This is a genomic window from Oceanisphaera ostreae, assembly GCF_042676125.1.
Classification (GTDB): Bacteria; Pseudomonadota; Gammaproteobacteria; order Enterobacterales; family Aeromonadaceae; genus Oceanimonas; species Oceanimonas ostreae.
This window is the reverse complement of the sequence record NZ_JBHTJS010000039.1, coordinates 12,693-37,228: the sequence shown is the minus strand read 5'-3', so window position 1 is coordinate 37,228 and position 24,536 is coordinate 12,693. Positions and strand designations below refer to the sequence as shown.

22 protein-coding genes are annotated in these 24,536 nt (G+C 49.1%); 9 read left to right on the top strand and 13 right to left on the bottom strand.

Translation table 11 applies throughout. The features are described 5' to 3' along the window. The first annotated feature begins 108 nt into the window (after window positions 1–108). On the top strand, window positions 109–1,413 hold the full coding sequence (locus tag ACFQ1C_RS10930; RefSeq protein WP_379558646.1) for a serine hydrolase: 1,305 nt from the start codon (window positions 109–111) through the stop codon (window positions 1,411–1,413). Between the two features lie 561 nt (window positions 1,414–1,974). Here the strand turns inward: ACFQ1C_RS10930 and ACFQ1C_RS10925 are convergent. From ACFQ1C_RS10925 to ACFQ1C_RS10915, 3 genes are all read right to left on the bottom strand, one after another. Beyond that, window positions 1,975–2,466: a methylated-DNA--[protein]-cysteine S-methyltransferase gene (locus tag ACFQ1C_RS10925; protein WP_379558645.1), complete on the bottom strand. Its 492-nt coding sequence runs from the start codon at window positions 2,464–2,466 to the stop codon at window positions 1,975–1,977. A 103-nt stretch (window positions 2,467–2,569) separates the two neighbouring features. Continuing rightward, entirely contained in the window at window positions 2,570–2,896 is a 327-nt protein-coding gene (locus ACFQ1C_RS10920) for an NGG1p interacting factor NIF3 (protein WP_379558644.1), read from the bottom strand. A 266-nt stretch (window positions 2,897–3,162) separates the two neighbouring features. Continuing rightward, complete coding sequence (locus ACFQ1C_RS10915) at window positions 3,163–3,732, bottom strand: PhnA domain-containing protein (RefSeq protein ID WP_379558643.1); 570 nt, start codon at window positions 3,730–3,732, stop codon at window positions 3,163–3,165. A gap of 127 nt (window positions 3,733–3,859) precedes the next feature. Between ACFQ1C_RS10915 and ACFQ1C_RS10910 the strand changes: the two genes are divergently transcribed. The 5 genes from ACFQ1C_RS10910 to ACFQ1C_RS10890 are packed head-to-tail and all read left to right on the top strand — an operon-like array spanning window position 3,860 to window position 9,079. Beyond that, entirely contained in the window at window positions 3,860–4,969 is a 1,110-nt protein-coding gene (locus tag ACFQ1C_RS10910) for an MlaE family ABC transporter permease (protein ID WP_379558642.1), read from the top strand. After that, window positions 4,963–5,757: an ABC transporter ATP-binding protein gene (locus ACFQ1C_RS10905; RefSeq protein ID WP_379558641.1), complete on the top strand. Its 795-nt coding sequence runs from the start codon at window positions 4,963–4,965 to the stop codon at window positions 5,755–5,757. The genes ACFQ1C_RS10910 and ACFQ1C_RS10905 overlap by 7 nt, the downstream gene beginning before the upstream one ends. Before the next feature lie 3 nt (window positions 5,758–5,760). After that, a complete protein-coding gene (locus ACFQ1C_RS10900) occupies window positions 5,761–6,699 on the top strand; it encodes an MlaD family protein (protein WP_379558640.1) in 939 nt (312 codons plus the stop codon). Next, window positions 6,696–7,352 (top strand): ABC-type transport auxiliary lipoprotein family protein, encoded by a 657-nt coding sequence (locus ACFQ1C_RS10895; protein ID WP_379558639.1) that lies wholly within the window; start codon window positions 6,696–6,698, stop codon window positions 7,350–7,352. Before ACFQ1C_RS10900 ends, ACFQ1C_RS10895 begins: the two co-directional genes overlap by 4 nt. A 20-nt stretch (window positions 7,353–7,372) precedes the next feature. Then, window positions 7,373–9,079, top strand: a complete 1,707-nt coding sequence (locus ACFQ1C_RS10890) for a chloride channel protein (protein WP_379558638.1) — start codon at window positions 7,373–7,375, stop codon at window positions 9,077–9,079. A gap of 338 nt (window positions 9,080–9,417) precedes the next feature. On the opposite strand, the gene ACFQ1C_RS10885 is transcribed toward ACFQ1C_RS10890, so the two are convergent. Together ACFQ1C_RS10885 and ACFQ1C_RS10880 are read right to left on the bottom strand one after the other, a co-directional pair. Beyond that, a complete protein-coding gene (locus ACFQ1C_RS10885; protein WP_379558637.1) occupies window positions 9,418–10,299 on the bottom strand; it encodes a PA2778 family cysteine peptidase in 882 nt (293 codons plus the stop codon). Window positions 10,300–10,367: 68 nt separating this feature from the next. Continuing rightward, window positions 10,368–10,760, bottom strand: coding sequence for a PA2779 family protein (locus ACFQ1C_RS10880; protein ID WP_379558636.1), 393 nt, complete (start codon window positions 10,758–10,760; stop codon window positions 10,368–10,370). 383 nt (window positions 10,761–11,143) lie between these two features. Here ACFQ1C_RS10880 and ACFQ1C_RS10875 point away from each other — a divergent pair, with 383 nt between their 5' ends. After that, on the top strand, window positions 11,144–11,908 hold the full coding sequence (locus ACFQ1C_RS10875; protein WP_379558654.1) for a glutaminyl-peptide cyclotransferase: 765 nt from the start codon (window positions 11,144–11,146) through the stop codon (window positions 11,906–11,908). 138 nt (window positions 11,909–12,046) lie between these two features. Here the strand turns inward: ACFQ1C_RS10875 and ACFQ1C_RS10870 are convergent, their stop codons facing one another. Beyond that, complete coding sequence (locus ACFQ1C_RS10870) at window positions 12,047–13,048, bottom strand: NAD(P)/FAD-dependent oxidoreductase (protein WP_379558635.1); 1,002 nt, start codon at window positions 13,046–13,048, stop codon at window positions 12,047–12,049. Window positions 13,049–13,480: 432 nt separating this feature from the next. Between ACFQ1C_RS10870 and ACFQ1C_RS10865 the strand changes: the two genes are divergently transcribed. Continuing rightward, a complete protein-coding gene (locus ACFQ1C_RS10865; RefSeq protein WP_379558634.1) occupies window positions 13,481–14,476 on the top strand; it encodes a diguanylate cyclase domain-containing protein in 996 nt (331 codons plus the stop codon). A 266-nt stretch (window positions 14,477–14,742) separates the two neighbouring features. Here the strand turns inward: ACFQ1C_RS10865 and ACFQ1C_RS10860 are convergent, their stop codons facing one another. From ACFQ1C_RS10860 to ACFQ1C_RS10840, 5 genes are all read right to left on the bottom strand, one after another. Further along, window positions 14,743–15,186 (bottom strand): universal stress protein, encoded by a 444-nt coding sequence (locus ACFQ1C_RS10860; protein WP_379558633.1) that lies wholly within the window; start codon window positions 15,184–15,186, stop codon window positions 14,743–14,745. A 121-nt stretch (window positions 15,187–15,307) separates the two neighbouring features. After that, window positions 15,308–16,597 (bottom strand): TRAP transporter large permease, encoded by a 1,290-nt coding sequence (locus ACFQ1C_RS10855; RefSeq protein WP_379558632.1) that lies wholly within the window; start codon window positions 16,595–16,597, stop codon window positions 15,308–15,310. Between the two features lie 54 nt (window positions 16,598–16,651). Next, window positions 16,652–17,245 carry a TRAP transporter small permease gene (locus ACFQ1C_RS10850; protein WP_379558631.1) on the bottom strand — a complete coding sequence of 198 codons (594 nt, stop codon included), beginning with the start codon at window positions 17,243–17,245 and terminating at the stop codon, window positions 16,652–16,654. A gap of 187 nt (window positions 17,246–17,432) precedes the next feature. Beyond that, entirely contained in the window at window positions 17,433–18,455 is a 1,023-nt protein-coding gene (locus ACFQ1C_RS10845) for a TRAP transporter substrate-binding protein (RefSeq protein ID WP_379558630.1), read from the bottom strand. 432 nt (window positions 18,456–18,887) lie between these two features. Beyond that, window positions 18,888–19,646 (bottom strand): MipA/OmpV family protein, encoded by a 759-nt coding sequence (locus tag ACFQ1C_RS10840; protein WP_379558629.1) that lies wholly within the window; start codon window positions 19,644–19,646, stop codon window positions 18,888–18,890. A 220-nt stretch (window positions 19,647–19,866) separates the two neighbouring features. Between ACFQ1C_RS10840 and ACFQ1C_RS10835 the strand changes: the two genes are divergently transcribed. Beyond that, window positions 19,867–20,217 carry a DUF488 domain-containing protein gene (locus tag ACFQ1C_RS10835; protein ID WP_379558628.1) on the top strand — a complete coding sequence of 117 codons (351 nt, stop codon included), beginning with the start codon at window positions 19,867–19,869 and terminating at the stop codon, window positions 20,215–20,217. Window positions 20,218–20,538: 321 nt separating this feature from the next. Here the strand turns inward: ACFQ1C_RS10835 and ACFQ1C_RS10830 are convergent, their stop codons facing one another. Then, on the bottom strand, window positions 20,539–22,764 hold the full coding sequence (locus ACFQ1C_RS10830; protein WP_379558627.1) for an NADP-dependent isocitrate dehydrogenase: 2,226 nt from the start codon (window positions 22,762–22,764) through the stop codon (window positions 20,539–20,541). Window positions 22,765–22,977: 213 nt separating this feature from the next. Continuing rightward, window positions 22,978–24,474, bottom strand: a complete 1,497-nt coding sequence (locus ACFQ1C_RS10825; RefSeq protein ID WP_379558626.1) for a diguanylate cyclase — start codon at window positions 24,472–24,474, stop codon at window positions 22,978–22,980. Between the last annotated feature and the right edge of the window lie 62 nt (window positions 24,475–24,536).

Here is a 24,536-nt window from a genome sequence, read left to right as displayed (position 1 = left end):
ATAAGTAAGGGCTTGGCTGCATTGCCATCAACACTCGATTTAAGGCTGGACAGAATTCAGACGATAACGTAGCGTCTGCAAAGTTTATATTATCTTTAGGGGCTTGCCATGTTAGTCGCCATCTTAGTCTCAACACGTAAAGTAACAACAAAATGGCTGCTAGCAATGGCGTTGCTGATCATAGGCGTAGGGCAGGTTAGTGCCGAGGTCAATCCTCGCTATGCAGCCATTGTGCTAGATGCAGACAGCGGCGAAGTACTGCACGCCGCGCATATGGATGCGCCGCGTTATCCCGCCTCGTTAACCAAAATGATGACCTTGTATCTGCTGTTTGAGGCTATGGATAAAGGCCTGATGCGTCTTGATACCGCCATGCCGGTATCGGCTCATGCCGCCTCTATGCCCCAGACTAATATTTCATTAAAAAAAGGCGACCGCTTGCGGGTGCGTGATGCTATTCCGGCGTTAGTGGTGCGTTCGGCCAACGATGCCGCCGTGGTGGTAGCCGAGGCGCTAGGCGGTAGCGAAAGCGAGTTTGCCAAGATGATGACGGCTAAGGCCAAAGCGATGAAGATGACCGCGACCACCTTTCGCAACGCATCGGGCTTGCCTAATGAAATGCAGCGTTCAACGGCGCGTGATTTATCAATCTTGTCGATGCGATTAATGAAGGATCACCCAGATTATTATCATTATTTTTCGACGCTTTCTTTTACCTTCAATGGCAAAACTTATAATAGTCATAACCGCATGATAAAAGATTATGCGGGCACCGATGGTATGAAAACTGGCTATATTCGAGCCTCTGGTTTTAACGTTGCTACTTCGACTTCACGAGACGGACACCGCTTAGTAGGCGTAGTCATGGGCGGCAAAAGCGCGCAATCGCGCGATGCCGAAATGGTCGCATTGTTAGATAAAAGCTTTATCAAAGCTGAGCAATTAGCGAAGTTATCACCCAAGGCGGCTAAAAAAACGGTAGCGGTACCAGCCAGCAACGTCGTCATTAGTACGCAAACGGTACGCAAGGTTAGTAGGTTGTCGTCGGACGTTGAGGTCAAACCCCAGCCACTAAGAGTCGTGACTAAGCCTATCTCGCAGACTGCTCCGTTAGCTAAACCTGCACCCTCCCAGCCTCTGATTGCGCAAGTGCTATCTGCTGAGTTAGGGTGGGCAGTACAGGTCGGCTCTTTTCGGGCATCAAAGCCAGCCCACGATAGAGCATCAGATGCAGCTCGTCGGTTTGACGACATTGCGTCTTCTCAAGTGAAGGTTAATGAGGTGAGTATCAGTGATCGCACTTTATTTCGTGCGCAATTGATTGGCCTTCAGCAAGAGCAAGCCAAACAAACCTGTGAGCGCTTAGTACGCCAAGGTATGGACTGTTTAGTGGTTAAGATGCCAAATAGCTAATGCCCATCGGGCAGCTGTATGCCTTAAGCTGTAAGCGATCAGTTAAGAGCAATATCGCTAATACGAAAATAGAAAAGGGGCAACATATGTTGCCCCTTTTTGTTCGTCTGCTTGGTTTGATCCGTAAACCGATGTTGCTCCCTGCAATCCCTGACGTGCCTATTCCTTTTCGGCTTTCCCTTTCCCAAATCCTTTGGGCTGTCCTTTATGTCATCCTGACCGCTAGTCTTCCTGACTTAACGTGTGCTTCTCCATCCTGGAGGTGTCCTTGGTGCCACTTCTGTGGTGTCCTGTGCCATCCTGGCCGCCTGCTATCCTAGCGGGCTCTTTGCTTCCTGCGAGATAAATAATACCTCAGCAGCAAAGAAATTTACGCCTCCACAATGGCGAATATATAGCTCTTGCTATTTGCATGTTATTTAAGTTATTGAAACTAATGAATAATTAATATTTTTATGGTTGATGGCGTGATCACAAAGCGCATATTTCTCCTGCTTTTTGCGTAATTACTTACAGTAAGCATGGCGAATGTCGCACACATTGATGCCGTCCGCGAAATCATTAGCTAGTGATTGCTGCCTCATGTTTTAACAGCCAAGCCTTGCGCTCTATACCACCTGCATAACCTACCAATTTTCCATTAGCACCAATCACGCGATGGCACGGAATAATAAGGGCGATAGGATTGCGGCTGTTGGCCAGCCCTACCGCACGCACGGCTTTGGAATTATGGATTTGCTCGGCGATGTATTTATAACTGCGGTGTTCGCCATGAGGAATGGTGAGCAAGGCTTGCCATACCTGTTGCTGAAAGGCCGTACCCTGTGGATCCAGTGGTAAATCAAAGTGCTGGCGCTGAGCGGAAAAATATTCATCGAGTTGCTGGCAAGCTAAACGCTGTAAGGGAGTACTAGGGGCGATGGCTTGTTCTATGTCATCACTAAAGTGCAGGGCTTTAATCACCTCTTGCTGACTGGCATGGGTGTCAGAAGCGCTGTCAGTTTCTAGTGTTATCCACCCCAACGGGCAGGCTTGGGTGCAAAGGGTCGACATAGCAGACTCCTATTATAGATAGTGAGGGGTGAATGGTGAGGGGTGAATGGTGAGGCGTGAGGAGTAAAACCGACAGCTATATTCGGTGCTAGCGTCTCATACCTTACTCTTCACTATGTGTAAACTCGCTGAGTTGCCAAGCGTCGAAGGCCGGTTCTTCATAGGGGTGGGCTGCTCGCAATGCGGCAATAGCGGGGCGGATAAGCGTATCGGCACACACCAGCTCGACCCGCACTTCGGTAACGCGCTCAAGTTTACCGGCATGTCCGATAAACGGGTTGGCTGCGGCCATGGGCTTAAATTGGCCGGTGCCGCGAGTTTCAAAGCAGCACTGCTCGTAATCGCCAATTTGGCCTGCGCCGGTGGCAAACACCGCCGCTTTTACCTCTGCAAGATGTGACTCAGGCACGAAAAATACTAACTTATACATAGGAACCTCAACTCGATAAGAGAATGTGAGGGGTGAAACGTAAAGAGTGAAGGGGACGGTATTAAATATAGCACCAAGCTAAAAGATAAACCTTAACGACTTTCTCGCCACGATTTTTTGTTACGAGCAGCACGGAAAGTAAGAATCAAATTTGAAAATAGGTAAAGGGTGATGGGTGAAGAACGGGAGATAAACTCACCCATCTTAGCAAGGGCGGTGTGGTTTTTGGCCGTCTTCTTCACCCTTCCCCCTTCACGTATTCTTTCTTAAACCTTCTTCAAGAACTTAACCGCCAGCTGAATTTGTACGCCGTTGACTCTGCCGCCCACATGCCCCGCTAGACTGGCGTTGAGGCCTATATTTTTTACGACAGTGCCGCGTTTAGCGGTAAAGCCGGCGCCTTTTACATCTAAGTCTTTAATGATGGTGACCGAGTCACCCGCTTGTAAACGAACACCATTACTATCAAGGAGGACGTCGCTGTCATCTTCTTCTTCAACCAAGCCCGCTTCTGCCCACTGTTGAACTTCTGGCTCCAAGTACATCATGTCCAGTAAGTCTTGCGCCCAACTTTCGCCGGACAGTTTTTTAAGCGTACGCCAAGCCAGCACTTGTACTGCAGGCTCAGTGTTCCACATACTGTCGTTTAGGCAACGCCAATGGTTTTGATCTTGTGGGGAGTCTAGCTCTTGCTGACAGATAGCGCATAATAAAACACAGTGTTCGGCGCTGTCATCGCTATAAGGTGCTACAGCTTGTACAGATAGCTGCTCGGTAGCCGTACATAATTCACAGCGCTGTTCGCTACGGGTTAATAATTGTTGTTCTATCGACATGGTTAGGGCTCTCATCCTGATAAAAAAGATGGCCAGATCCTAGCATAAAACCGCCTTGTTGTTGTGGTTATGGCATTGATGTCGGACAATAAAAGTCTCATATGAGTTTTTATCAGGGGCGAAAATAATGAAAAATAACGGCCCAACTTTAACCTTAGAAGCTGGCTGTGCTCAGTTGCAAGGCGCATGGACGCTAGAGCATTATGGCCAACTGAAACGTAACATGAGTGTGGTGGATGCCTCGCCGCAGCGGCTAGAGGCGAGCCAACTGATCGAGTTAGACACCGCAGGTGCCGCCTTGCTAGTTGAACTGCTGGGCGCCAAGGTGTTATGTCAATTATTGCCCAATGCCAGTGGCTTGTCAGCAGAACGGCAAGCCTTGCTATTGGCGGTGGCCGAGGCCATGCTCGACCATAAATCACCGCCCCAAGCGTCATTAAGTTGGACCGATAGTCTGGCTAATTTGGGCCAGAAAATGCTTAATGGCTGGCAACAGTTTGTGATGTTGCTGGGGTTTATGGGGCTGACCTTAAGCGCGTTGGCCTGCTCTATATTCGTCCCCAGCCGCTGGCGAATCACCGCCTTGGTAGCGCAAATGCAGCAATGTGGTTTAAATGCAGTGCCCATTGTTGTGTTATTGACGTTTTTGGTGGGGGCGGTGGTGGCTTTTTTAGGCGCCACTGTACTGGCTAATTTTGGGGCCACCATTTATACGGTGGACTTGGTCGCCTATTCTTTTTTACGCGAGTTTGGCGTGTTACTCACCGCCATTTTACTAGCTGGGCGCACCGCCAGTGCCTTTACCGCGCAACTGGGCTCGATGAAGGTGAATGAAGAGTTGGATGCGCTGCGCACTCAAGGGCTCGACCCTATCACTCTGCTTGTCTTACCCCGTCTATTAGCCTTGGTGTTGACCTTGCCCCTGTTAACCTTTGTTGCCATTTTGTCCGGTTTTTTGGGTGGGGCCATGGTGTCATTACTGTCACTAGACATATCGCTGGCGCAGTATCTGTCGATTTTGCAGCAAATACCGATACGACACTTATGGATAGGCCTGGGTAAGGCGCCCATTTTTGCTTTTTTAATCGCTCTCATTGGCTGCCTAGAAGGATTCAAGGTGAGTGGTAGTGCCCAGTCGGTGGGGCAACATACTACGTCCAGCGTGGTGCAATCGATCTTTGTGGTGATCTTACTGGATGCCATTGCTGCACTGTTCTTAATGGAGATGGGATGGTAATTCATAGCGAAACAGCGGTAATTAAAGTGCAACAGCTGGTTAATCGCTTTGGCAGCCATGTTGTGCACGAACAGCTGAATCTTAGCGTTTATCACGGCGAGATCTTGGGCGTGGTTGGCGGGTCTGGCACCGGAAAGTCGGTATTATTGCGATCGATTGTCGGCCTGCGCCAGCCCAACGAAGGCACCGTAGAGCTATTTGGCCATAACTTACCTGCACTATCAGATGCTAAGCGCAGCCAATTACAAAAGCGTATGGGGGTGTTGTTTCAAAAGGGTGCCTTGTACTCATCGCTGACCCTGAAAGAAAACGTGGCGCTGGCGCTGATTGAACAAGCGGGCTTGTCGCGCCAAGATGCCACCGCACTTGCTATGGTTAAGCTGGCGCTAGTGGGATTGCCAGCCGCGTCCGGTGATAAATACCCCGCTGAATTATCTGGCGGCATGATCAAAAGAGCGGCTCTGGCGCGGGCATTGGCGCTGGAACCCGATATCTTGTTTTTAGATGAACCCACCGCCGGCTTAGATCCCATCGCGGCGGCGGCATTTGATCGCTTACTGTTAACTCTGCGCGACGCCCTTGATTTAACGGTGTTTTTGGTAACTCATGATCTCGATACGCTATACGCCTGCTGCGATCGAGTCGCGGTGTTATCGCAAAAGCGAGTATTGGTAGCGGATCGATTAGCGGTGGTCGCCGCCACCGATGATGAGTGGGTTCGTGACTATTTTCATGGCCCTCGCGGCCGAGCGGCTCAGCAGGCCGCCGATACACTTGCTCAGGAGTAGACAATGGAAACCCGAGCTCATCATGTATTGATTGGTATTTTTACCCTAGCGATTGCCGCCGGTATTTTGTTGTTTAGTTTGTGGCTAGTGAAAGCGGGCAATCAGCAAGACACGCGTTTATATGACATTGTATTTCGCGAGGCGGTTAGTGGTTTAAGTGTGGGTAGTGCTGTGGAATACAGCGGTATTCGAGTGGGTGAAGTTGAACGACTCTCGCTGGATCCGGACGATCCGCGTCAGGTGTGGGCCAGGGTGCGCATTGCTCGACAAACACCCATTAAAACCGATACCCGCGCCCGTTTGGCACTGGCCAATATTACCGGCACGTCCAACATCCAGCTCAGTGAAGGCTCGCCAGACAGCCCGCGGCTACAAGCCGAAGATGACGCTATACCGGTCATAGTGGCAGACCCCTCGCCAATAGCGCAGCTGCGATTGAACAGCGAGGAGTTATTAAGTGGCTTTAAATCGCTGCTCGAAAATGCCAATGCATTGTTTTCAAAAGAAAACGGCGAGCATTTCAATCAGGTACTGGCCAACCTGAATGCCACCACCGGGGTGATTAGCGAGCAAAAAACCGAGCTCCGTCAAGGAGTGCAGAATTTGGTGCAGGCCAGCCAGCAGATGAAAATCACCATGAGTCGTGCCGCCACTTTGCTGGGCAAGCTGGAGGGGCAGTTCAATGATAAAGGGGAACGACTCTGGCGCAATGCCGACCTGACAGTGGCGTCGCTGGCGCGCAGCACGGCCCAGATTGAGCGCTTATTAACGGATAATCAGCAGGCGTTACACTCGGGGTTGCAAGGCATGGGCGAGCTGGAGCCCACCCTGCGCGAGTTGCGTAGTACCTTGAAGACGCTGGGCGAGGTGTCTCGCAAGTTAGAGCAAGACCCGAGTGATTTTTTGCTGGGGGGGGAACGCATTAAGGAGTTTCAGCCATGATCATGACGACAATACTCGGCCTCGTAAAACATATTCGCAGCCTAATATGGCTGTTGCTGCTTATGATGCTTACCGCCTGTACGCTACTGCCTGAACCGTCACCGGTGACTTTTTATCGTTTGCCTCCGTCCCATCTTATGTCCGCCTCGGTGTTCGCTGCGGGTTTGCCGCGGGCGATCACGCTGCGGGTCAATCAACCGGAAACCAGCGGTTTATTATCGGGTAATCGTATTGCGGTGATCCCAGGGCCCAATCAGTTAAGTGTTTATCAAGGCGCGCGTTGGGCGGCCAGTGTGCCGGTGTTGTTTCGGGATCTGCTGATTGATACTTGGCAGCAGCAAGGCAAGATCCAACATATTATTAGTGACAGTGAGGCATTACAGGCCGATATAGAGCTAAGAGGCACGTTACGTGCTTTTTATAGTGAATATCAGCAGGGTCGGCCGGTGGTTGTTATCCATTTTGATGCGCAGTTAGTTGATCCTCGCAGCCGTACCATCTTGGCGAGTCGGCGGTTTGCGGTTAATGAAGTGTCACCGACCACCGATGTCGCTGCGGTGGTGGCTGCATTTGGTATAGCCCACGCGCGGTTGGCCAACGAGATGCTGGGCTGGCTACTAGCGGTGAATATAAGCGATAGACATCAACAATAAAGAGTAGGAGCAAGGCCTAAATGAGCCACGCAAAGAGAACGCTACGTCAGTTATTTACGGGCCCTTCTAGCAGCCTGCTGCCTCTGGTGGTGATGGGGTGTGTGATTGGAGTGGTAGCGGGCTTGGTGATGGCCAGTTTTATTTCTTTATTAAATTTGATGCTGGGCTGGCTAAACGGCGCCTCGTTAGAAGACTTTGAATCGCTGTCGATGGGCTGGCGCTTTGGCTTGCCGATATTAGGCAGCATATTACTCATTTTACTGTATCGCATAACCCCGGCATCGGCCCAAACCGTGGGTTTGGTTTATGTTTTAGAACGTTTGCAGTTTGGCCGAGGCCGCTTACCGTTGGCCAATACGATGTTTCAATTTGTGGCAGCCCTTATTTCTCTCGGCTCTGGGCACAGTGTGGGGCGAGAGGGGCCCGCAGTGCAAATGGGGGCAGGTGTGGCCAGCCTGCTGGGGCAATATACTCACCGCCCGCCCAGTCAGTTACGACTGTTGGTCGGCTGTGGCACCGCGGCTGCTATTTCTGCGGCTTTTAATACGCCACTGGCCGGCGTACTGTTTGCCATGGAAGTGGTATTAATGGAGTACAGCATATTAGGCTTTGCCCCCATTATTGCCTCGGCCATTACTGCTTCTGCATTTACCAGCTCACTGTTGGGCACTCACTCCATATTAACGCCCACTCGTTTGTCACTGGCAGGCTATGGCGATATTCCCAGCTTGTTAGTCACTGGGATTTGGGTGGGGCTAGTGGCCGTATTGTTTCATTATATGGTGCGGCTATTTCTGCGCTTTCCCATTAAATCCCGCGCCGTTCGGCTGTTATTGGCGGGTGTGATAGCCGGTAGTTTAGCGTTGTGGGTTCCTCAAATTTTAGGGTCGGGCTACGACACCATTAATGCCACCTTAAGCGCTCAACTGCCTTGGCTACTGCTGTTATTCATTTTAGCGGCCAAGTTGGTTGCCACGGCTGCCGCCATTGGCCTAGGCGTGCCCGGCGGGCAGATTGCACCCATGCTGATGCTAGGCGTGTGTGCTGGAGGGATTGCAGGCGCCCTGGTACCGGGCGGATCTGAGCCGGGTTTATATGCATTACTCGGCATGGCCGCCATGATGGGCGCCATGCTGCATGCACCATTAGCGGCCATTGCCACGGTATTGGAATTATCGCTGAGTGCCGAGGCGATGTTTCCGGCGATGACGGTGGTGTTAACCGCCAATCTAGTGTGTCAGCATGGTTTTCGTCAGCCCTCTTTGATTTTAACCTTGCTGAAAGAACGAGGCCGCTTGTTGCAAACTCATCCCTTGCGAGCGGCGCTAGCTCAGCGTTATCTATCTGAGCTAGCCAGTTTTCGTTTTGTGGAGGTGGATCTGGCAGTGGAACAGGATTTAGCCGCCATCTTAGAGCAGCCTCGACCTTGGTTGGTTATAAGGCAAGATGAACACTGTTATTTGCTGAAAAAGAGCGTACTTGAACAGGCATATCAGCAACAAGAATCAGCACAGCCAATTACCTTATCCGAGCTGCTCACGCCCTTACTTAATGCCAATTTACAATTAATAGAACTCAGTGAAGACGCTTCTTTGCTCACCGGCTTGAAGATTCTTCAAAAAGAAGACACCCGTGGCTTTTTAATTCCCATCGCTCGCCAAGGCTTAGGGCTAGTTACCCGCCGTCGACTGGTCAAAATGCTTACCTCCGACGAGCCCATGTATTAACCCGGCGCAGAGCGCTAATGTTGAGTTTTGAATGCTTAATGTTGAAATGAAATACGTGGAGTAGGTTTCCTTTACCTTATCCCATGCTACACAGTAGCTGAGCAATGCTTTTTACTAGGGTCTATTTTTACGTTTCATTTAACATTAAAAACTAATACCAATCACATTAAGTATTTGGTCAGGTGTAGGGTCGGAACGTCAGAGGTAACACAGCCGCCTCCCATGACACGCTACGAGTACATCCATGTAAGCTCGGACATGCCATCCTTGGCATGTCACGGTCGTGGGAGGCTATCTCTGTTACCTCTCTTTAAGCTCCGAGTTGTCTGCTAACTTTCTTAAAGTTCTGCTAATGCCTGCTTTGCTTGCGGCTGCCACTTTCCGGATAGTGCCGCGGCTTGTTGTAGGCTGGCGCGGGCGGCTTGAGTGTTGCCTAATCCTTGTTGGGTTAACCCTAAGTTAAGCCAGGCGGCGGCCAGTGTGCTATCAGCTTGAGTGGCATGGCTAAAGGCATCGGCAGCCGCAGTAGGCTGGCCATCGGCATGTAGGGCATTACCCAAGGCAAACCAACCTAAGGCATATTCGGGCCAGCGCTCGACAACTGCTTTCCAGGCAGGCAGGGCGGCGTGGGCATCTGTCGCCGACTCAAAGGCGGAAATGCTATCGGCGGCAGCCTGTTCCGATATACCGAGAGGTAACTGGCCGGCGGGTAATACCACCATGGCCCAGCGGTCGCTGCGCGCCCAAGTCGCGTCAAAACGATTCATGGCAGTTACTTGGCGAGATTGTTCGCCGCTGTGCAGCAATAGCTGCTCTCTGCTTTGGTCATACCCAATGACTACCGCATAGTGCCACATGGGCAAAATTGGTAATGATAGATTTTGCAGTACGAGCACCGGGTGACCGGCATCGACTTCGGTTAACAGCGCATCAAAGCCGCCGTTAAGCGGGTAGCTAATACGTTGATGGCGGCGTACGGTGGCCATCATTTCTGGCTGTACACTACCTTCTCGATCGGGTAGAAAAACCTGTGGAATTAACGTATCAACGCTGACGCTTTGGCCGCTGGCGCCCAACACCATGGCTAATGCGGCAGGGCCACATTGGTAGTCACGCTGGCTATAAAACGGCACACCGGTTACATAAGACTGACTGGGCAGTTGTGCCTTGGTGTTATCAGATAACTGAGGCGTGGCAGCACAACCGGTAAGCAGCAACAAAGACCCGATCGCGAATAATAAAAAAACGCCCGCAAAGCGGACGTTTGTTGGCAGGCTAAAATGAGTCATTAGCGCGTGAAAGGAAAGACGTTAGTTAAACCTAACAGATCGGTGACTAACAACACGATAAACACGGTTAATAAAGCACCGATAACGGCGTTAGCACCGGCTGGCATATTGTCGAGCTGATCGGCCATTTGCAGCACTTCTTGGTCAGACATCGCCGCTACACGAGCTTCGACTTCACTCATTTCAACGCCGTAATTCATCAGCTGCTCTTGCACATCGCTGCGAGCCAACAAGTCATTGATGCGATCGCGTTCGTCGCTTATTTGCACGGCGTCCAGTGCACTTTGTGTCGACACTAACTGGCTGGGCTGCGCTTGCACTGCGATGGGCATGGTGCCCATCATTAGCGATAAAATGAGTAGCGGGTTAAGAATGCTGAATAATTTTTTCATTGTTATGATGCTCCTGAATAAATGGGACCTGATTATGGATAATGGCTGCGGTTGTTATGTAAGAATGCAGCACGACTCTCTTCTACTTATTTATTAATTTTTGTAGTGATGAATCTCTATTTAAATGAGAGTGATAGCAAGGTTTTTCCTGCTTTGCCAACGGGCGCTATTCGCTATATTTGCGCGTGAGCCGTTATCCATCAATAGCTTAGCTCCATTTGAACCATTTTGAAATGCGACAACTATCGACACGTATCAAGCTAATGGTAAGCGATGGAAACTAATAGTGATAAATCAAAGAGCATGCCTTTGATAGCATGGCCGATGTGGCATTGAGTTGAAAGAGGAACATCATTATTACGTTATTTTACGCAAACCTACAGCTGGCCATTTGGCTATATTGCTTATCGACGTTTGCTGTCACTGCTGCCGATATTCCTTCTGCTGCTAACCACGCGCCAGTAGTGCAGTTAACGGTTAAGGTGATTGAGCGCTTACCCCACGACCACACAGCGTTTACTCAGGGGCTGGAATGGCATCAAGGCGTGCTGTATGAAAGCACGGGTTTATATGGCAACAGCAGTTTGCGTAAGGTGGACCCGCGCACCGGCGAGGTATTGGCCAAGCGTGAACTAGATGCGGCTTATTTTGGCGAAGGGCTGACGCGAGTCGGTCAGCAACTGATCCAGTTAACCTGGCGCGAAGGGCTGGCGCTGGTGTATGACCTTAGTGATTTAAGCTTAAAGCAGGCGTTTCAATATGGCGGAGAAGGCTGGGGTTTGTGCTTTGATGGCGAAAGCTTATGGATGAGCAATGGTTCCAGTCGCTTATATAAACGTAACCCCAACAATTTTGCGGTGCAAGCGCAGCTAAACGTGACCCTCAATGGCCAGCCGGTGCTTAAGTTAAATGATCTGGCCTGCGTGAACGGGCATATTTACGCCAACATATGGAAAGAGTCGCGGCTAGTGCGTATCAATAAAAACAACGGCCGTATTGAAGCCGAAATTGATGCCAGCGCATTAGTGGCAGAAAGTGGGCAGAGTGATCCCGAAGCGGTGCTCAATGGCATTACCTATGATGAGCAAGCTGAGGTGTTTTACCTTACGGGCAAACACTGGCCCAATATGTTTAAAGTAACATGGTAGAAAAGACGCAGCCATAAGCCGCTTAGGTCATGACGCGGCACTTTGGACCTGTTATCTGGTTGATTTTTGTCTGTAGACATAGCGGTAAAGAGCGATAATGTACGCTCGCTGCCATCGGCCTATTTAATATGTTTACTATTAGAGTTTGGTCTGTAAGAACTTGGTCTGTAAGACTTTGGCTAGTTGATAAGCGCTGGTAAAGGCCGCTTCTACGCGCCCGCCTAGGCACCAGTCGCCACAAGCGGCTAAGCGCGCCTGGGTGTTTAACACAAACTCAGCATCGGGCTCAGACACATCAGCACTAAGCGCATAACGCCAACGGTGTAGCTGAACTTGAGTAATGGCCTTCGCATTGACGCCACTGAGGCTGCAAAAAGATTCAAGTAGCTGTTGCTTTACCACCTCTTGATCATCTTCTAGATGGGCGGTTGCCCATTCGGGAGTGCTGTGCACCACCACGGTTCCCGCTTGGGGGTTACGCCCAGGCAGCCGATGATTAAAAGCAACCCAGCGAATAGGGGCATCATTCACTTGGGCTGCGTCCCAGGTGGGTAAGTCGGCATCGTCCACGGTGAGTAGTAATGCATAGCAGGGAAGCATGCCATAGCGTTCTAGGTTATCACCCAATATCTCGACAGGCAGTAAGACTTGGGTTTGTGGCAGCGGAGCCGAACTAATTACCCAGTCATACTCACCTAACAATTGATCATACTCATCAAGCAGTCGCCAGTGCTGGTGCTGTTGCTCTACTTTTTCTACGCGGGTGCTTAGTTGTATATTTAAGTTACCGGCCATGGCCTTCAGCAGACGGTTCATCCCTGGTACCGCCACGTAATGGGGCTCAAACCATGGGCGCTTATATGGAGATTTGTGTGGGCTTAGCGTGGTAATGTTTGGCTGCCACTCCACGACAGTGCCGTCACTGATAAAAGGAGTCAGCAGTGCTGTAAAAGCACTGCTGCGGGCGGTAAAAAACTGCGCCCCATGATCCCACTGATGAGTGTCATTGCGACGAGTAGACATACGCCCGCCTAAGCCGCGCGCCTTTTCAAATAGCGTAATATCGGCGTGTAGGCTCAGTTCTCGGGCTAAGGTTAAACCGGCTAAACCGGCACCAATAATGGCAATGCTGGGTTTCATGTTAACGTTATTCCTTGGTTATTTTTGAGTGTGCGTTGCGGCCTGCAAGTATCAAGCACCGTTAACCTTGTCTCACTCCATTGTGGGTATTGAAGTGTGTCTTGTGTTTGAGCTGTTGTAATAACACTTGATAGCTTAATCACATGGCTATCAATCCGTTAGTTTTAGTCACGGGCCTATCTGTTGACCGTTCAGTCAGTCTAAGCCTTTCATTGAAATGTATTTTTAAGCACGTTACAGCAAAAATTCGATGTGCAACCACAATATAAGAATGACAAGGCTGTGGCCTCCAAGGTGGGGCACCTGCGCTATCACTGATGTAGCAGAATCGTGCTAGGCTTTACCATACGTTAAATCAGCATCTGGCTACTAGGAAATCAAGCTAGGCGACATAGCAAATTAATATCAATAATGAACAATAAGAGTCTTGTTATGGGGATAACTCCTTCCCGAGAGTTACTAAAACTGCAGGCTGAAAATGAACGCCTTAAACGCATTGCTGCAGATGCCAGAGAAAAACTAGATGCCGCTATGGATGGCACTGGTTTGTGTGTCTGGCAACTTGATATTGCCAGCGGTAAGTTAATTATCTTTAACCGACGCTGGGGTTCGATGTTGGGCTTTCAGCCCAAAGAGCTGGAAGCGAACTTTGAGGTTTGGAAAGAGCACCTGCACCCAGAGGATCGCGAGGAAGTGCTTAATAATTTTTACGACCATCTGCAAGGGCGTAACCATTTTTACGAAGTGCAACATCGTATGCTGAGTAAAACCGGCAAGGTGACTTGGGTGCAAGACCGCGGCCGCGTAGTGGAGTGGAATGATCAAGGTGAGCCGTTGCGGGTAATGGGTACTCATATTGATATGACACAAGAGAAAGAGTATGAGTTAGCGTTGTCGAGGTTGGCGCATAAAGATCCGCTAACCGGCTTACTTAACAGGGCTGCGCTAACGAGCGCGTTTACGCAACTACAGCAAGAGGGTGAACTTACCCTGTGTTTTATTGATTTAGATGATTTTAAGCAAGTGAATGACACCTTGGGGCATAGGGCGGGCGATCGCTTGTTGGTACAGTTTACCGAGCGGCTACAGCAAGAATGCCCCTCTGAGGTCGTTATAGCGCGTTTAGGCGGTGACGAATTTGTGTTGTTGTTACCATGGCAGCGAGGCGATGTAAGAACTCGACCGCTGCTTGAGGCTTGCATTAGCTGCCTTAACCAACCTTTTGAATTAGAGAGTGGTGAAGCTTACGTCGGCATGAGTATGGGAGTTGAGGCGGTATTGGGCGGGCATGACTTTAGTAATGTGATGGCGCGTGCAGATGCCGCTATGTATCAAGTAAAGCATGCAGGAAAGGGAGGCATGGCCTTTAGTGAGCAGCCGGTTATTGAGCAGTTAGTAATAGAGGCATCACCGGGCGCTTCTTTTTAGCAATAACAAGACCGCCGCAGCGGTCTTGTGTTTTTTATGATGGTTTGATGCCACTTTATTTAGCCGCTAGCTCAACGGTGCTTGGGTCTAGTTGTTTGCTGCGAGGCCACAGACCGATAACCACCTGCCAAGTGACGGCTAGCGCGCCTACGATGAACACGATATCAGTGTGTTTTTCCGTGGCTCTCGCTACAAAGAAACGGGCAAAAATAGGTTTAGGTTGGATGTTCTATTTGTCCTCTTCACCCATTACTCTTTACAAGCATTTAAACCACCAACACTGGGCATTTGGCGGCGCTGGTGACGCGGTGCGAGACACTGCCCAAGAGAATGCCGTCTTTATCACTGTGGGTGCCGCGGGTTCCGACCACTATCAAATCCGCTTCTTTTTCACGAGCAAATCTAACGATGACCTTAGAGGGGCGGCCACTTTTTACGAAGGCGCGTACTTGGGTCGCACCTTGGCCAAAAGCGTGTTCTTTAGCATGAGTTACCACTTCTTTTGCGTAATCAGACAGTACCTTGTCGGGAATATCCATATCCACCGGTCGGCCAATGGATAAGCTGGCTTCAAATAAGCTGTGATGTTTATAGACGCAGATAAGATAAATCTCGGCATGGGGTAAGAGCCCTTGCAGTTGCACCGCCTTTTCTACGGCTTTCAGTGATGAAGCAGAGCCATCAACGGCCACGACTATTTTATTAAACACGCAGTTCTCCTTCGGTCACTAAGAGTGTGTGTAGGGTAAAGTGTGAGGAAGCTGCACCTAGTACCGCAGATCCGGTGTATTTGTAGTACGCCTCACTCTTTACCCCTCACATCTCACCTTCTTATTCTGCGGGGAAAGCCAGATCACGTAAGAATAGGGCTATCTCGGGGAAGGCAATAATCAAGCCTGCCGCAACCACTAGCATAAAGATAAAGGGTGGGGTGCCGCGTATTACTTCCATATAGGGGCGCTTAAAGATGGCTATGGCGGTGAAAATATCACAGCCAAAAGGCGGTGTGGCCGAGCCAATGGCCACCTGTAAGGTAATCAACACCCCCACCAATACAGGGTCTAATCCGGTCGCCTGAATGGCTGGCGCAAAAATGGGCGTTAATACCAGAATTACTACTATGGGGTCGACGAACATACAGGCAATAAAGAACGCCACACAAATGGCCACTAACACACCCACGGGGCCGGCTTCGTTGATGCCTACCGACTCTAAAATGGCTTGTGGAACCTGTGCAAATGACAGCACCCAAGAAAAGCCGTTGCCCACCGCCACTAAAATAAAGACCACGGCGGTGATCAGGCCTGTGGATTTAGCGATGCGATAGAGCTCTGGCAATTTGAGTGAGCGAAAAACCACAAATTCGAGCAAAAAAGCATATAACACACATACGGCGGCGGCTTCGGTGGGGCTAAAAATGCCACCATAAATACCGCCAACAATAATCACTGGGAAAAACAGCGGCCACAGAGCTCTTTGTGAGGCGGTTACACGTTCAGACCAGCTGGCTTTTGGCTCAGTTGGAACCTTATTCTTATGGGCGTAATACAAACAGTAAAGCGAGAACATTACCAGAATAAGCAAGCCTGGACCTACGCCGGCAATAAATAGCTCGGCAATAGAGGTCTTGGAGATCACGCCATAAATAATCATGCCAATACTGGGGGGGATCAAAAAGGCAATGTCACTGGCGTTAATAATGAGCGCGAGCGTAAAAGAGTCTGAATAACCTGCCTTAAGCATTTTGGGACGCAGCGGCGAGCCTACCGCGACCACGGTGGCTTGAGTTGATCCAGAAACGGCACCAAACAAGGTACAAGAGGTGGCGGTACTAATGGCGAGTCCGCCTTTAATGTGGCCGATAAAGGCCATTACCATATTAATCAGCCGGTCGGCGGATTGGCCACGCGTCATAATGTCGGCGGCCAAAATAAACATCGGCACTGCAATGAGTGACGCGGGGCGAATACCGGCCATCATTTGCTGAATAAAGGTGCCCATCTGACCAAAGCCGTCGAAGATCATTACAAAGCCAACTACAGAGGCGGTGATCAGCGGTATCATCATGGGAAAGCCCAGTAGCAGCAGGCTAATCATGATGACCATTAATAGAGTTGCCATGGTTTATGCCTTTTTTATGATTATTAATGTCAAGTTTATGCTGCTCATGCGGTATTACACTTCCGTTTCTGTATCGGCGTAGCCGTCTATCACTCCGGTAGATAAATACACCTCTGGACTAGTGACGTTTTTAACGGCGGTTAGGAGGTATTGAATACCGGTTACAGTAAAGCCGATAGGTGCCCATATATAAATCCACCAAATTTCAAAACCCAGCGCCGGCAGAATACGCCCACGGCTGTAAAGGGTTTCTATGTACTCATAGGAGTGATAAGCCAAAAAGAACATCATGGCGGCGGTAAATAGGGCGATGAAAATCATCAATATCTTTCTGAATTTTGCGGGCAATGAATCATACAACGCAGACATGCGAATATGACGACCATGACGGGCGGCATAACCAATACCGGCAAAAGTAATAAAGATAATTAGAATCCGGTTAATTTCTCCGGAGAAGAAGAAGCCTTCACCAAACACAAAGCGGGCAATCACATTGGCGCAGGTATTAATGGCCATCAGTAATACACCCGCGGCTAACATCACGGCTTCGCCACGGGCTATCCATTCATCGATAATGCCCAGCACCCCAGGTAGGCCAGAGGTATAAGCTGGAATATCATCTTCTAATTCAGGGGGCGACTCAGACATAATTTTGCTCCAACGCAGCTATAAGCCAACATAGTTATGAGCTACATCATTAGGCTCTAAAGCTGTACTTGCAAAAGGACAGCTCAAACCTAGTTAGCGAGCTCCCATCCTGAATTGATAAGTGGTAACAGGGTAGGAGTTAATATAAAGCCCCACCGAATAGATGGGGCTTGGGAGTAGGTAACAATTACAAGTCTTTGATATCTTGCTTAAATTGCTTCAATAGTGCTTTGCCGCTGTCACCTGCCATCTCAATAAATTTATCTTCTACTTGAGGGGCGCGTTCTTTAAAGGCTTCAATTTGCTCATCGTTTAAGCGAGTCACGGTCACTTTTTTGCTGCTGTTGGTTATTTTCTCCAGCGAGCTGTCCGCTAATCCGTCGATGTGCTCTAGAATTTCTTCAAAAGCATAGTCGGAGGCCTTTTGAACTAAGGTCTGATCTTCTTTAGATAAGTCATTATAAAAGTCTTGGTTTGCCATCATGGCGGTAGTAAACCAGCCGTGTCCGGTAAAAATCAGGTTGGGTGATACTTCATATAACTTGCCTGACTCAATCCAGAAAATAGGATTCTCGTGACCCTGGATCATATTGGTTTGCAACGCACCGTAGACTTCGCCCCAAGGTAATGGCGTGGGTGTGGCACCGAAGGCCGAATAGGTTTCTGACAACAGCGGGTTGGTCATTACGCGAATTTTTTTGTTGTTCAGTTCTTCTGGCGTGGTGGCAATTTCATCCAGCGTAATGACCATTTCGCCTTCAGGGTACATTTGTAGCAACTCTAGGCCTTTTTCAGCATAGAGTTTAGGGAAGTCTTCGTTAATGGCCTTACTTTCACGGAAGAACTTCACTACCGAGCTCATGTCGGTTGGCATCAAATAAGGAATAAAAAAGATTTGCGCTTCAGGAATAAGAGCACCGGTAAAGCCGGGTGATTGGTTAACAAAGTTGAGAATGCCGGCTTGGGTTTGTTCCATTATGTCGTCAGATTCGCCTAACTCACCAAAGCGATATACTTTTAGAGTGTGGTCGGAATTGTCTTCGATGTATTCTTTAAATTTGTAAGCGTATACATCTTGTACGTCGCCCGCATATTCTTCATGGGCATAGCGCCAATTAGCGGCTTGAGCAGCAGTGCAAGTGAATAATGCTAGCGCAGATAGTCCAGTGAGCTGTTTTAAAGTACGCTTTAATCTGTATTGCTTGTCCATTAAGCACTCTCCATTGTTTCGTGTTCTAACATCCTACAGGTGGTAATAGACTGGCAAAAGAAATAGCGTGACGCAAGGATTTGGCGCCATTAAGTTTATTTTATTGATGATAATCGACTTATTAGGCATTTGTTAGATGAAAATTTATACGGGTTGTCTGTTTTTTATCTACTTGAGGTAAGTGTAACGCCAGTAATCAGACTTTTTAGTGATGAAGCTACATGGAGAAAATACCATCAATATGGTTCCATCACTAACGATTATGGTGTTTGTTTGGCAGGGGTTAAAAACGATGTGAGGCAACAAGGTTGCCTCACCAGTAAAGGGCAGTCAGAGCAACCTAAGTCGTGCTCTGTGTGTGATTTGTGCTACTTATACCAAAAAGATTGATAGCTCAAAAGCTACCTTAAAACTGATAGCTCAAAAGCTACCTTAAAACTGATAGCTTACTACCATGCCGGTTAGCATTTGAGTAGCATCACCCACCTGTTTAACGATGGGGCTGTCTTTTGCATCACCGGTTAGCTGAGTAACGCCGGCAATACCGGTTAGGGCCCAGTGGTCGGCAAACTGATAGCTAATGTTGCCACTTAGGCCTAAGCGCAAGTAACCTGACTCGGCCTTATATTGATTTAAACCACTGCGAGCGGCGTCGCGAGCGGAGACATTAAACATATCCTGAGTCCACTGGCTGCTGCTATAAGAGAGCGAAGGGGTAATGCCCACGTACCACTTTGGCGCAATTTGCTCTTGTAAGTGGGCCCGTAAAGAGGCTTTATAGCCGCTTACATCACCGGTTACCGGCGCCTGAGCTGTTACGCTATAGCGCCAAGCTCCTGGCTGGTAACTCACGCGTAATCCCGCCGTCATGCCCGCATCAACTTTTTTAAAGGTACTGATATCTCCCTCATTATCTCGACCTACGTGATAGCCAAGAAACGGCGATATTGTCCAATCTTGGTGCTGATATAGGTTGACTCCGAGACCATCGCGCCAGCTTAAGTAGGCAAAGTCACCGTAGTTAAGTTGAAGGTCGGGCACAGCTCTACTCTGGTAATCGTTACTGCCTAGATAATCGGGGAGCATCATCACACCCGCACCAATACTGCCGCTCCAAGGGGATTGTGCGAGTGCGGGGGCTGTTAACATGGGCGTTAACAGGGCCAGAGAGTACAGAAATGAACGAGACATAAACTAGAAATCCTCTTAAGTTAATTTTTAATGGTTGATCAGCCTCAGCCCATCCTTGGTCGCTCTAATACACTCAGGGCAGGACTATTTTTTATAGGTATATTGGGCGCAGCTTACCATGACGCACATTGCTTATGCGTTTGTGACCGCCCGTTATGGGTATGGAAAAGTTGACTATATTCATCTCATAGAGTGGCGGGTAAAGACGAGAGAGTACACGATGGATATTTCACTAAAACGAGCTTATGACTCTGCCAACCAGCAAGATGGTTATCGGGTGTTGGTCGATAAGTTATGGCCGCGTGGTGTCAGCAAAGAGGCCGCAAATTTAGATGATTGGCTAAAAGAGGTGGCACCCAGCGATGAGTTACGCAAGGCCTTCCATGGTGAGGATTTGGCGTGGGGAGAGTTTCGCCGTCGTTACTTAAGTGAGCTGAAGCTACACAAAGAAGCGTTGCGCAAACTAGCCAAGCGGGCCAGCGATCAGAAGGTGACCTTGGTGTATGGCGCCAAAGACGAGCAGCACAATAATGCGATGGTACTAAAACAATACCTAGAGATGTTGTGTTAACGAAGACGCGTGAAGAGCGAAAAGTACCAAGGATCTTATTGGTAAGAGCTAGACGAAGCCTTAAGCCGTCAGCTGTAAGCGATCAGCTAAGACAAACCACCTATTTTGTAGCCTTGCGCGTCACGGCCTTGTTAGCCCGCGGAGCCGGAGGGTTTGTTAGTAGATCTTACCCATTAAAATCTCTTTCAGATCTGATCTCTATTTTTCCGTGGGTTCCGTGGAGTCCGTGGCGAGATAGGTTTTAATTTAAGGTTTCTGCACTCAATTAAAAAACCCAGCCGAAGCTGGGTTTGAACGTATATCGATAAAGCAGACGAGCGCTTACTTGATAGACAGTGCCTGGTTTAGTGTTGCGCTGGGGCGCATTACTTTATCTAGGGCTGCAGCATCAATATGATAGTAACCCTCAAGGCCTGCGGGTTGACCTTGAACAGCGTCAAGCTCGGCCATAATCTTGTCTTCGTGGTTAGCCAAGTTTTCGGCTAATGGCGCGAAGTGAGCCGCTAGTTCGGCGTCCTCGGTTTGGGCTGCCAACTGCTGGGCCCAATATAGACTGAGGTAAAAGTGGCTACCGCGGTTATCTAACTCACCGGCTTTGCGCGAAGGCGACTTACCGTTATCTAACAGCAGCTCAGTGGCTTTATCTAGGCAGGTGGCCAAAATTTTCGCTTTGGTATTACCTTCTTTAATACCCAGCTCTTCTAGGGATACCGCCAGTGCTAAAAACTCGCCTAACGAGTCCCAGCGTAGGTGGTTTTCTTCTAACAGCTGCTGCACATGTTTAGGCGCAGACCCGCCCGCTCCCGTCTCGTACATGCCACCACCGGCCAACATCGGAACAATAGACAGCATTTTAGCCGAGGTTCCCAGTTCTAAAATAGGGAACAAGTCGGTGAGGTAGTCACGTAGCACGTTACCGGTAACAGAAATGGTGTCTTGGCCGCGTATAATGCGCTCCATCGAAAAGCGAATCGCTTCGTTGTAAGACATGATCTGAATATCCAGTCCGTTCGTATCATGCTCTTGCAGGTAAGCTTCTACTTTTTTACGCAGTTCATTATCGTGAGCGCGATCGGCATCTAACCAGAATACAGCAGGCGTTGCAGACTGACGTGCGCGAGTAACCGCAAGCTTAACCCAGTCACGTACGGCGGCGTCTTTGGTTTGGCAGGCACGCCAAATGTCACCTTTTTCTACATCGTGCTGCATCAGCACAGTGCCATTTTCGTCGACAATGCGCATGGTGCCATCTGCAGACAGCTCAAAGGTTTTATCGTGCGAGCCATACTCTTCCGCTTTCATCGCCATAAGACCCACGTTAGGTACTGTACCCATGGTTACAGGGTCGAAAGCACCGTTGGTCTTACAGAAGTTGATCACTTCTTGATAAATACGGGCATAGGTACTTTCAGGCATTACTGCCTTGGTGTCTTTTAGCTTACCGTCACGAGCCCACATTTTACCTGAGCTGCGGATCATGGCAGGCATAGATGCATCCACGATCACATCGCTGGGTACATGCAGGTTAGTAATGCCTTTTACCGAGTCTACCATCGCCATTTTTGGACGGTGCTCGTAACAGTCGTGAATAGCCACTTCAATTTCGTCTTGCGTCGACTGTGGCAGTGATTTTATTTTCTCTAATACGCTATTCATACCGTTATTAGGATTGACGCCCAGCTCTTCGAACAGATCACCGTACTTTTCGAACACATCACGATAAAACACTTTTACCGCGTGGCCAAACACGATGGGGTGAGACACCTTCATCATGGTGGCTTTAACGTGCAACGACCACATTACACCGGTCTCTTTACAGTCTTTTAGCGTGCGCTCAAAAAAACGAGACAGCGCTTTTGCGCTCATGAACATGCCATCCAGCACTTCACCTTGCTGCATGGGCAGTGACTTTTTAAGCTGCACGTTGCCGGCCTTATCGACGAACTCGATATGTACCGTTTGTGCTTTGTCTAGGGTGATAGATTTTTCACTAGAGAAAAAATCGCCACCCTTCATGTAATCGGCGTGAGAGCGAGAAGCTTTGCTCCACGTACCCATAGAGTGGGGATATTTACGTACAAATGCCTTAACCGCGGAGGGGGCGCGACGATCTGAGTTGCCTTGGCGTAGTACTGGGTTAACAGCACTACCTATAATACGCGAGTAGCGTTCGGCAGCTGACTTTTCTTCGTCGGTTTTGGCTTCTTCCGGCAGGTTGGGAATATCAAACCCTTGGCCCTGCAGCTCAGTAATACATGCTCTTAGCTGTGGCACAGAGGCGCTGATATTAGGCAGCTTAATAATATTGGCGCTGGGGTCTAGAGTGAGCTCACCCAGTTCGCTCAAGCCGTCGATCACCCGTTGCTCTTCAGTTAGGCGCTCGGGAAAAGCGGCCAACACACGGGCGGCAAGAGAAATATCGCTGAGAGTCACATCAATGCCGGCGCTGCTAGCAAAGGTGCGCACGATCGGCAGCAAAGAATAAGTAGCCAAAGCGGGGGCTTCGTCGGTCAAGGTATAAACTATGGTCGATTTTTTAGTAGTCATTATTTCGCTCTTTCCCTGCTTGAACATGGAGAAGGCAACGGCTAACGGGCGCGCGACTGAAATTGAGTCGAGGCAAATGGATAGCGCTGCAGTGAATACACGAACGTCATTGTATGACAGATAGGCCCTAACACTTAAGGGGCTTAAGCCAATTCTGTGGTTTAAGGCCATTATTCGCGACAAAGACGTTGAGATTAATGGCTGTAAATGTATTTATTCGCGATTGGGCTCTTTGCTTCTGGCCATAGTATCGAGATTCTCGGTTGCTACACAGACTCGATTTCGGCCATTGTGCTTAGCTTCATACAGTAAAGAGTCTGCACGCTTCGTTAGCGATTCTGCATTATCTTGTGGGTTTGCTTGAGCAACACCTGCACTCACCGTCACTTTGCCCACTTCAGAAAAGTGATGATGGCGTATTTTCCCGAGTAACAGCTCGGCAAGGTGGACGGCTTGTTCTTGAGTTGTTTCAAAGCAGAGCACCAAAAACTCTTCTCCGCCCCAACGACAAATAATATCGGATTTACGCAGGTTATCCCTTAATAGCTTGCTGCATTCCACCAGCACTTTGTCTCCCGCGAGATGACCATATTGGTCGTTAACCTGCTTGAAATGGTCAATATCCATCATAATGACCGAGAGTGGGTGCTGGTAGCGCTGTGCTCTTTCTAGATCTTTTTCTAGCGTTAAGTTTAAACCGTGTCGATTAGTCAGCTGGGTGAGCGCATCAGTTTGTGCCATTACGCTAAGCTGCTGATTTAAAATGTTAAGGCGACGCATCCAAAACAGACTGGTCCCTATCACGGCAAGCAGTAAGATTCCTAACCCATAGGCTAGGGTGTAGTCGGTAACCACCTCTGAAACTACCTGTAAGCTTAAGTGGCGATCCATTATCTGTTGTCGCTCTTGCTCGCTAATAGCCGCGATACCACGATTAAGAATACCGCGCAGGGTTTGTTCAGATTGAGATATGCCGATGCGCAGTTTATTTTCGTATCCAGGAATTTGACCTGATACCTTTAGGTTGTACCAGCCGGCCTTTTTAATGGTATGCGCAGCCACAATTAAGGATCGCAAAGTAAGGTCCGCCTTACCATCCGATACCAGTTGCATAGCTTCTGGCTCAGTATCAGTATCAATTATGATTAAGTTAGGAAAATCTCGAGTAAACAGCTCTGCCATGGCAGTGCCACGCTGTAGCGCTATTGTTTTATTATTAAGACTTGCGACATCAGAAATGAAAGAGTGCTGTTCTTGGGTAATCAATACATTGGGGTCTTCTAACAGCGGATCGGTAAAAATAAGCCATTGTTCGCGCTCTGGAGTTTGGTTGAGTGCACTTAGGGCTAGGCATTGACCACTTTTAGAGGCTATCAGGCTTTCATCCCAACTATTAGTGGGGTGCAATTGTATCTGTAATCCAGTTTTGCTGCCTACCAGAGCAAGTAAATCAGCAATAATGCCGACGTGCTTTTGATTTTGATCTATGGCCTCGAAGGGTAACCAGTTGGGATCAACACACACCGATAATACGGGGTGCGCGCTAAGATAGACCTGCTCGGTCACGGTGAGTGGCACTTGGGTTGGCGCCGCTTTTAACGGGTAGCTGGCTAGTAATAAATATAACAAAGCGCTCCACAAGCGATAGCTTGAGGGACGAAGCAAGGTAAAAAAATGCCGTGTAGCGGCGAATACAGAAACAGAGTTCATTCTCACTCTCATGCAGTGATGATGTTGATATCATGGGGATTTAATTGTAATAGCGCAAATGT

What these genes read in the sequence shown, in the direction of transcription:
- ACFQ1C_RS10930 (WP_379558646.1), top strand. Translation starts at nt 109, where the DNA reads ATGTTAGTCGCCATCTTAGTCTCAACACGTAAAGTAACAACAAAATGG.
- ACFQ1C_RS10925 (WP_379558645.1), bottom strand. Translation starts at nt 2,466, where the DNA reads ATGTCGACCCTTTGCACCCAAGCCTGCCCGTTGGGGTGGATAACACTA.
- ACFQ1C_RS10920 (WP_379558644.1), bottom strand. Translation starts at nt 2,896, where the DNA reads ATGTATAAGTTAGTATTTTTCGTGCCTGAGTCACATCTTGCAGAGGTA.
- ACFQ1C_RS10915 (WP_379558643.1), bottom strand. Translation starts at nt 3,732, where the DNA reads ATGTCGATAGAACAACAATTATTAACCCGTAGCGAACAGCGCTGTGAA.
- ACFQ1C_RS10910 (WP_379558642.1), top strand. Translation starts at nt 3,860, where the DNA reads ATGAAAAATAACGGCCCAACTTTAACCTTAGAAGCTGGCTGTGCTCAG.
- ACFQ1C_RS10905 (WP_379558641.1), top strand. Translation starts at nt 4,963, where the DNA reads ATGGTAATTCATAGCGAAACAGCGGTAATTAAAGTGCAACAGCTGGTT.
- ACFQ1C_RS10900 (WP_379558640.1), top strand. Translation starts at nt 5,761, where the DNA reads ATGGAAACCCGAGCTCATCATGTATTGATTGGTATTTTTACCCTAGCG.
- ACFQ1C_RS10895 (WP_379558639.1), top strand. Translation starts at nt 6,696, where the DNA reads ATGATCATGACGACAATACTCGGCCTCGTAAAACATATTCGCAGCCTA.
- ACFQ1C_RS10890 (WP_379558638.1), top strand. Translation starts at nt 7,373, where the DNA reads ATGAGCCACGCAAAGAGAACGCTACGTCAGTTATTTACGGGCCCTTCT.
- ACFQ1C_RS10880 (WP_379558636.1), bottom strand. Translation starts at nt 10,760, where the DNA reads ATGAAAAAATTATTCAGCATTCTTAACCCGCTACTCATTTTATCGCTA.
- ACFQ1C_RS10870 (WP_379558635.1), bottom strand. Translation starts at nt 13,048, where the DNA reads ATGAAACCCAGCATTGCCATTATTGGTGCCGGTTTAGCCGGTTTAACC.
- ACFQ1C_RS10865 (WP_379558634.1), top strand. Translation starts at nt 13,481, where the DNA reads ATGGGGATAACTCCTTCCCGAGAGTTACTAAAACTGCAGGCTGAAAAT.
- ACFQ1C_RS10855 (WP_379558632.1), bottom strand. Translation starts at nt 16,597, where the DNA reads ATGGCAACTCTATTAATGGTCATCATGATTAGCCTGCTGCTACTGGGC.
- ACFQ1C_RS10850 (WP_379558631.1), bottom strand. Translation starts at nt 17,245, where the DNA reads ATGTCTGAGTCGCCCCCTGAATTAGAAGATGATATTCCAGCTTATACC.
- ACFQ1C_RS10845 (WP_379558630.1), bottom strand. Translation starts at nt 18,455, where the DNA reads ATGGACAAGCAATACAGATTAAAGCGTACTTTAAAACAGCTCACTGGA.
- ACFQ1C_RS10840 (WP_379558629.1), bottom strand. Translation starts at nt 19,646, where the DNA reads ATGTCTCGTTCATTTCTGTACTCTCTGGCCCTGTTAACGCCCATGTTA.
- ACFQ1C_RS10835 (WP_379558628.1), top strand. Translation starts at nt 19,867, where the DNA reads ATGGATATTTCACTAAAACGAGCTTATGACTCTGCCAACCAGCAAGAT.
- ACFQ1C_RS10830 (WP_379558627.1), bottom strand. Translation starts at nt 22,764, where the DNA reads ATGACTACTAAAAAATCGACCATAGTTTATACCTTGACCGACGAAGCC.
- ACFQ1C_RS10825 (WP_379558626.1), bottom strand. Translation starts at nt 24,474, where the DNA reads ATGAACTCTGTTTCTGTATTCGCCGCTACACGGCATTTTTTTACCTTG.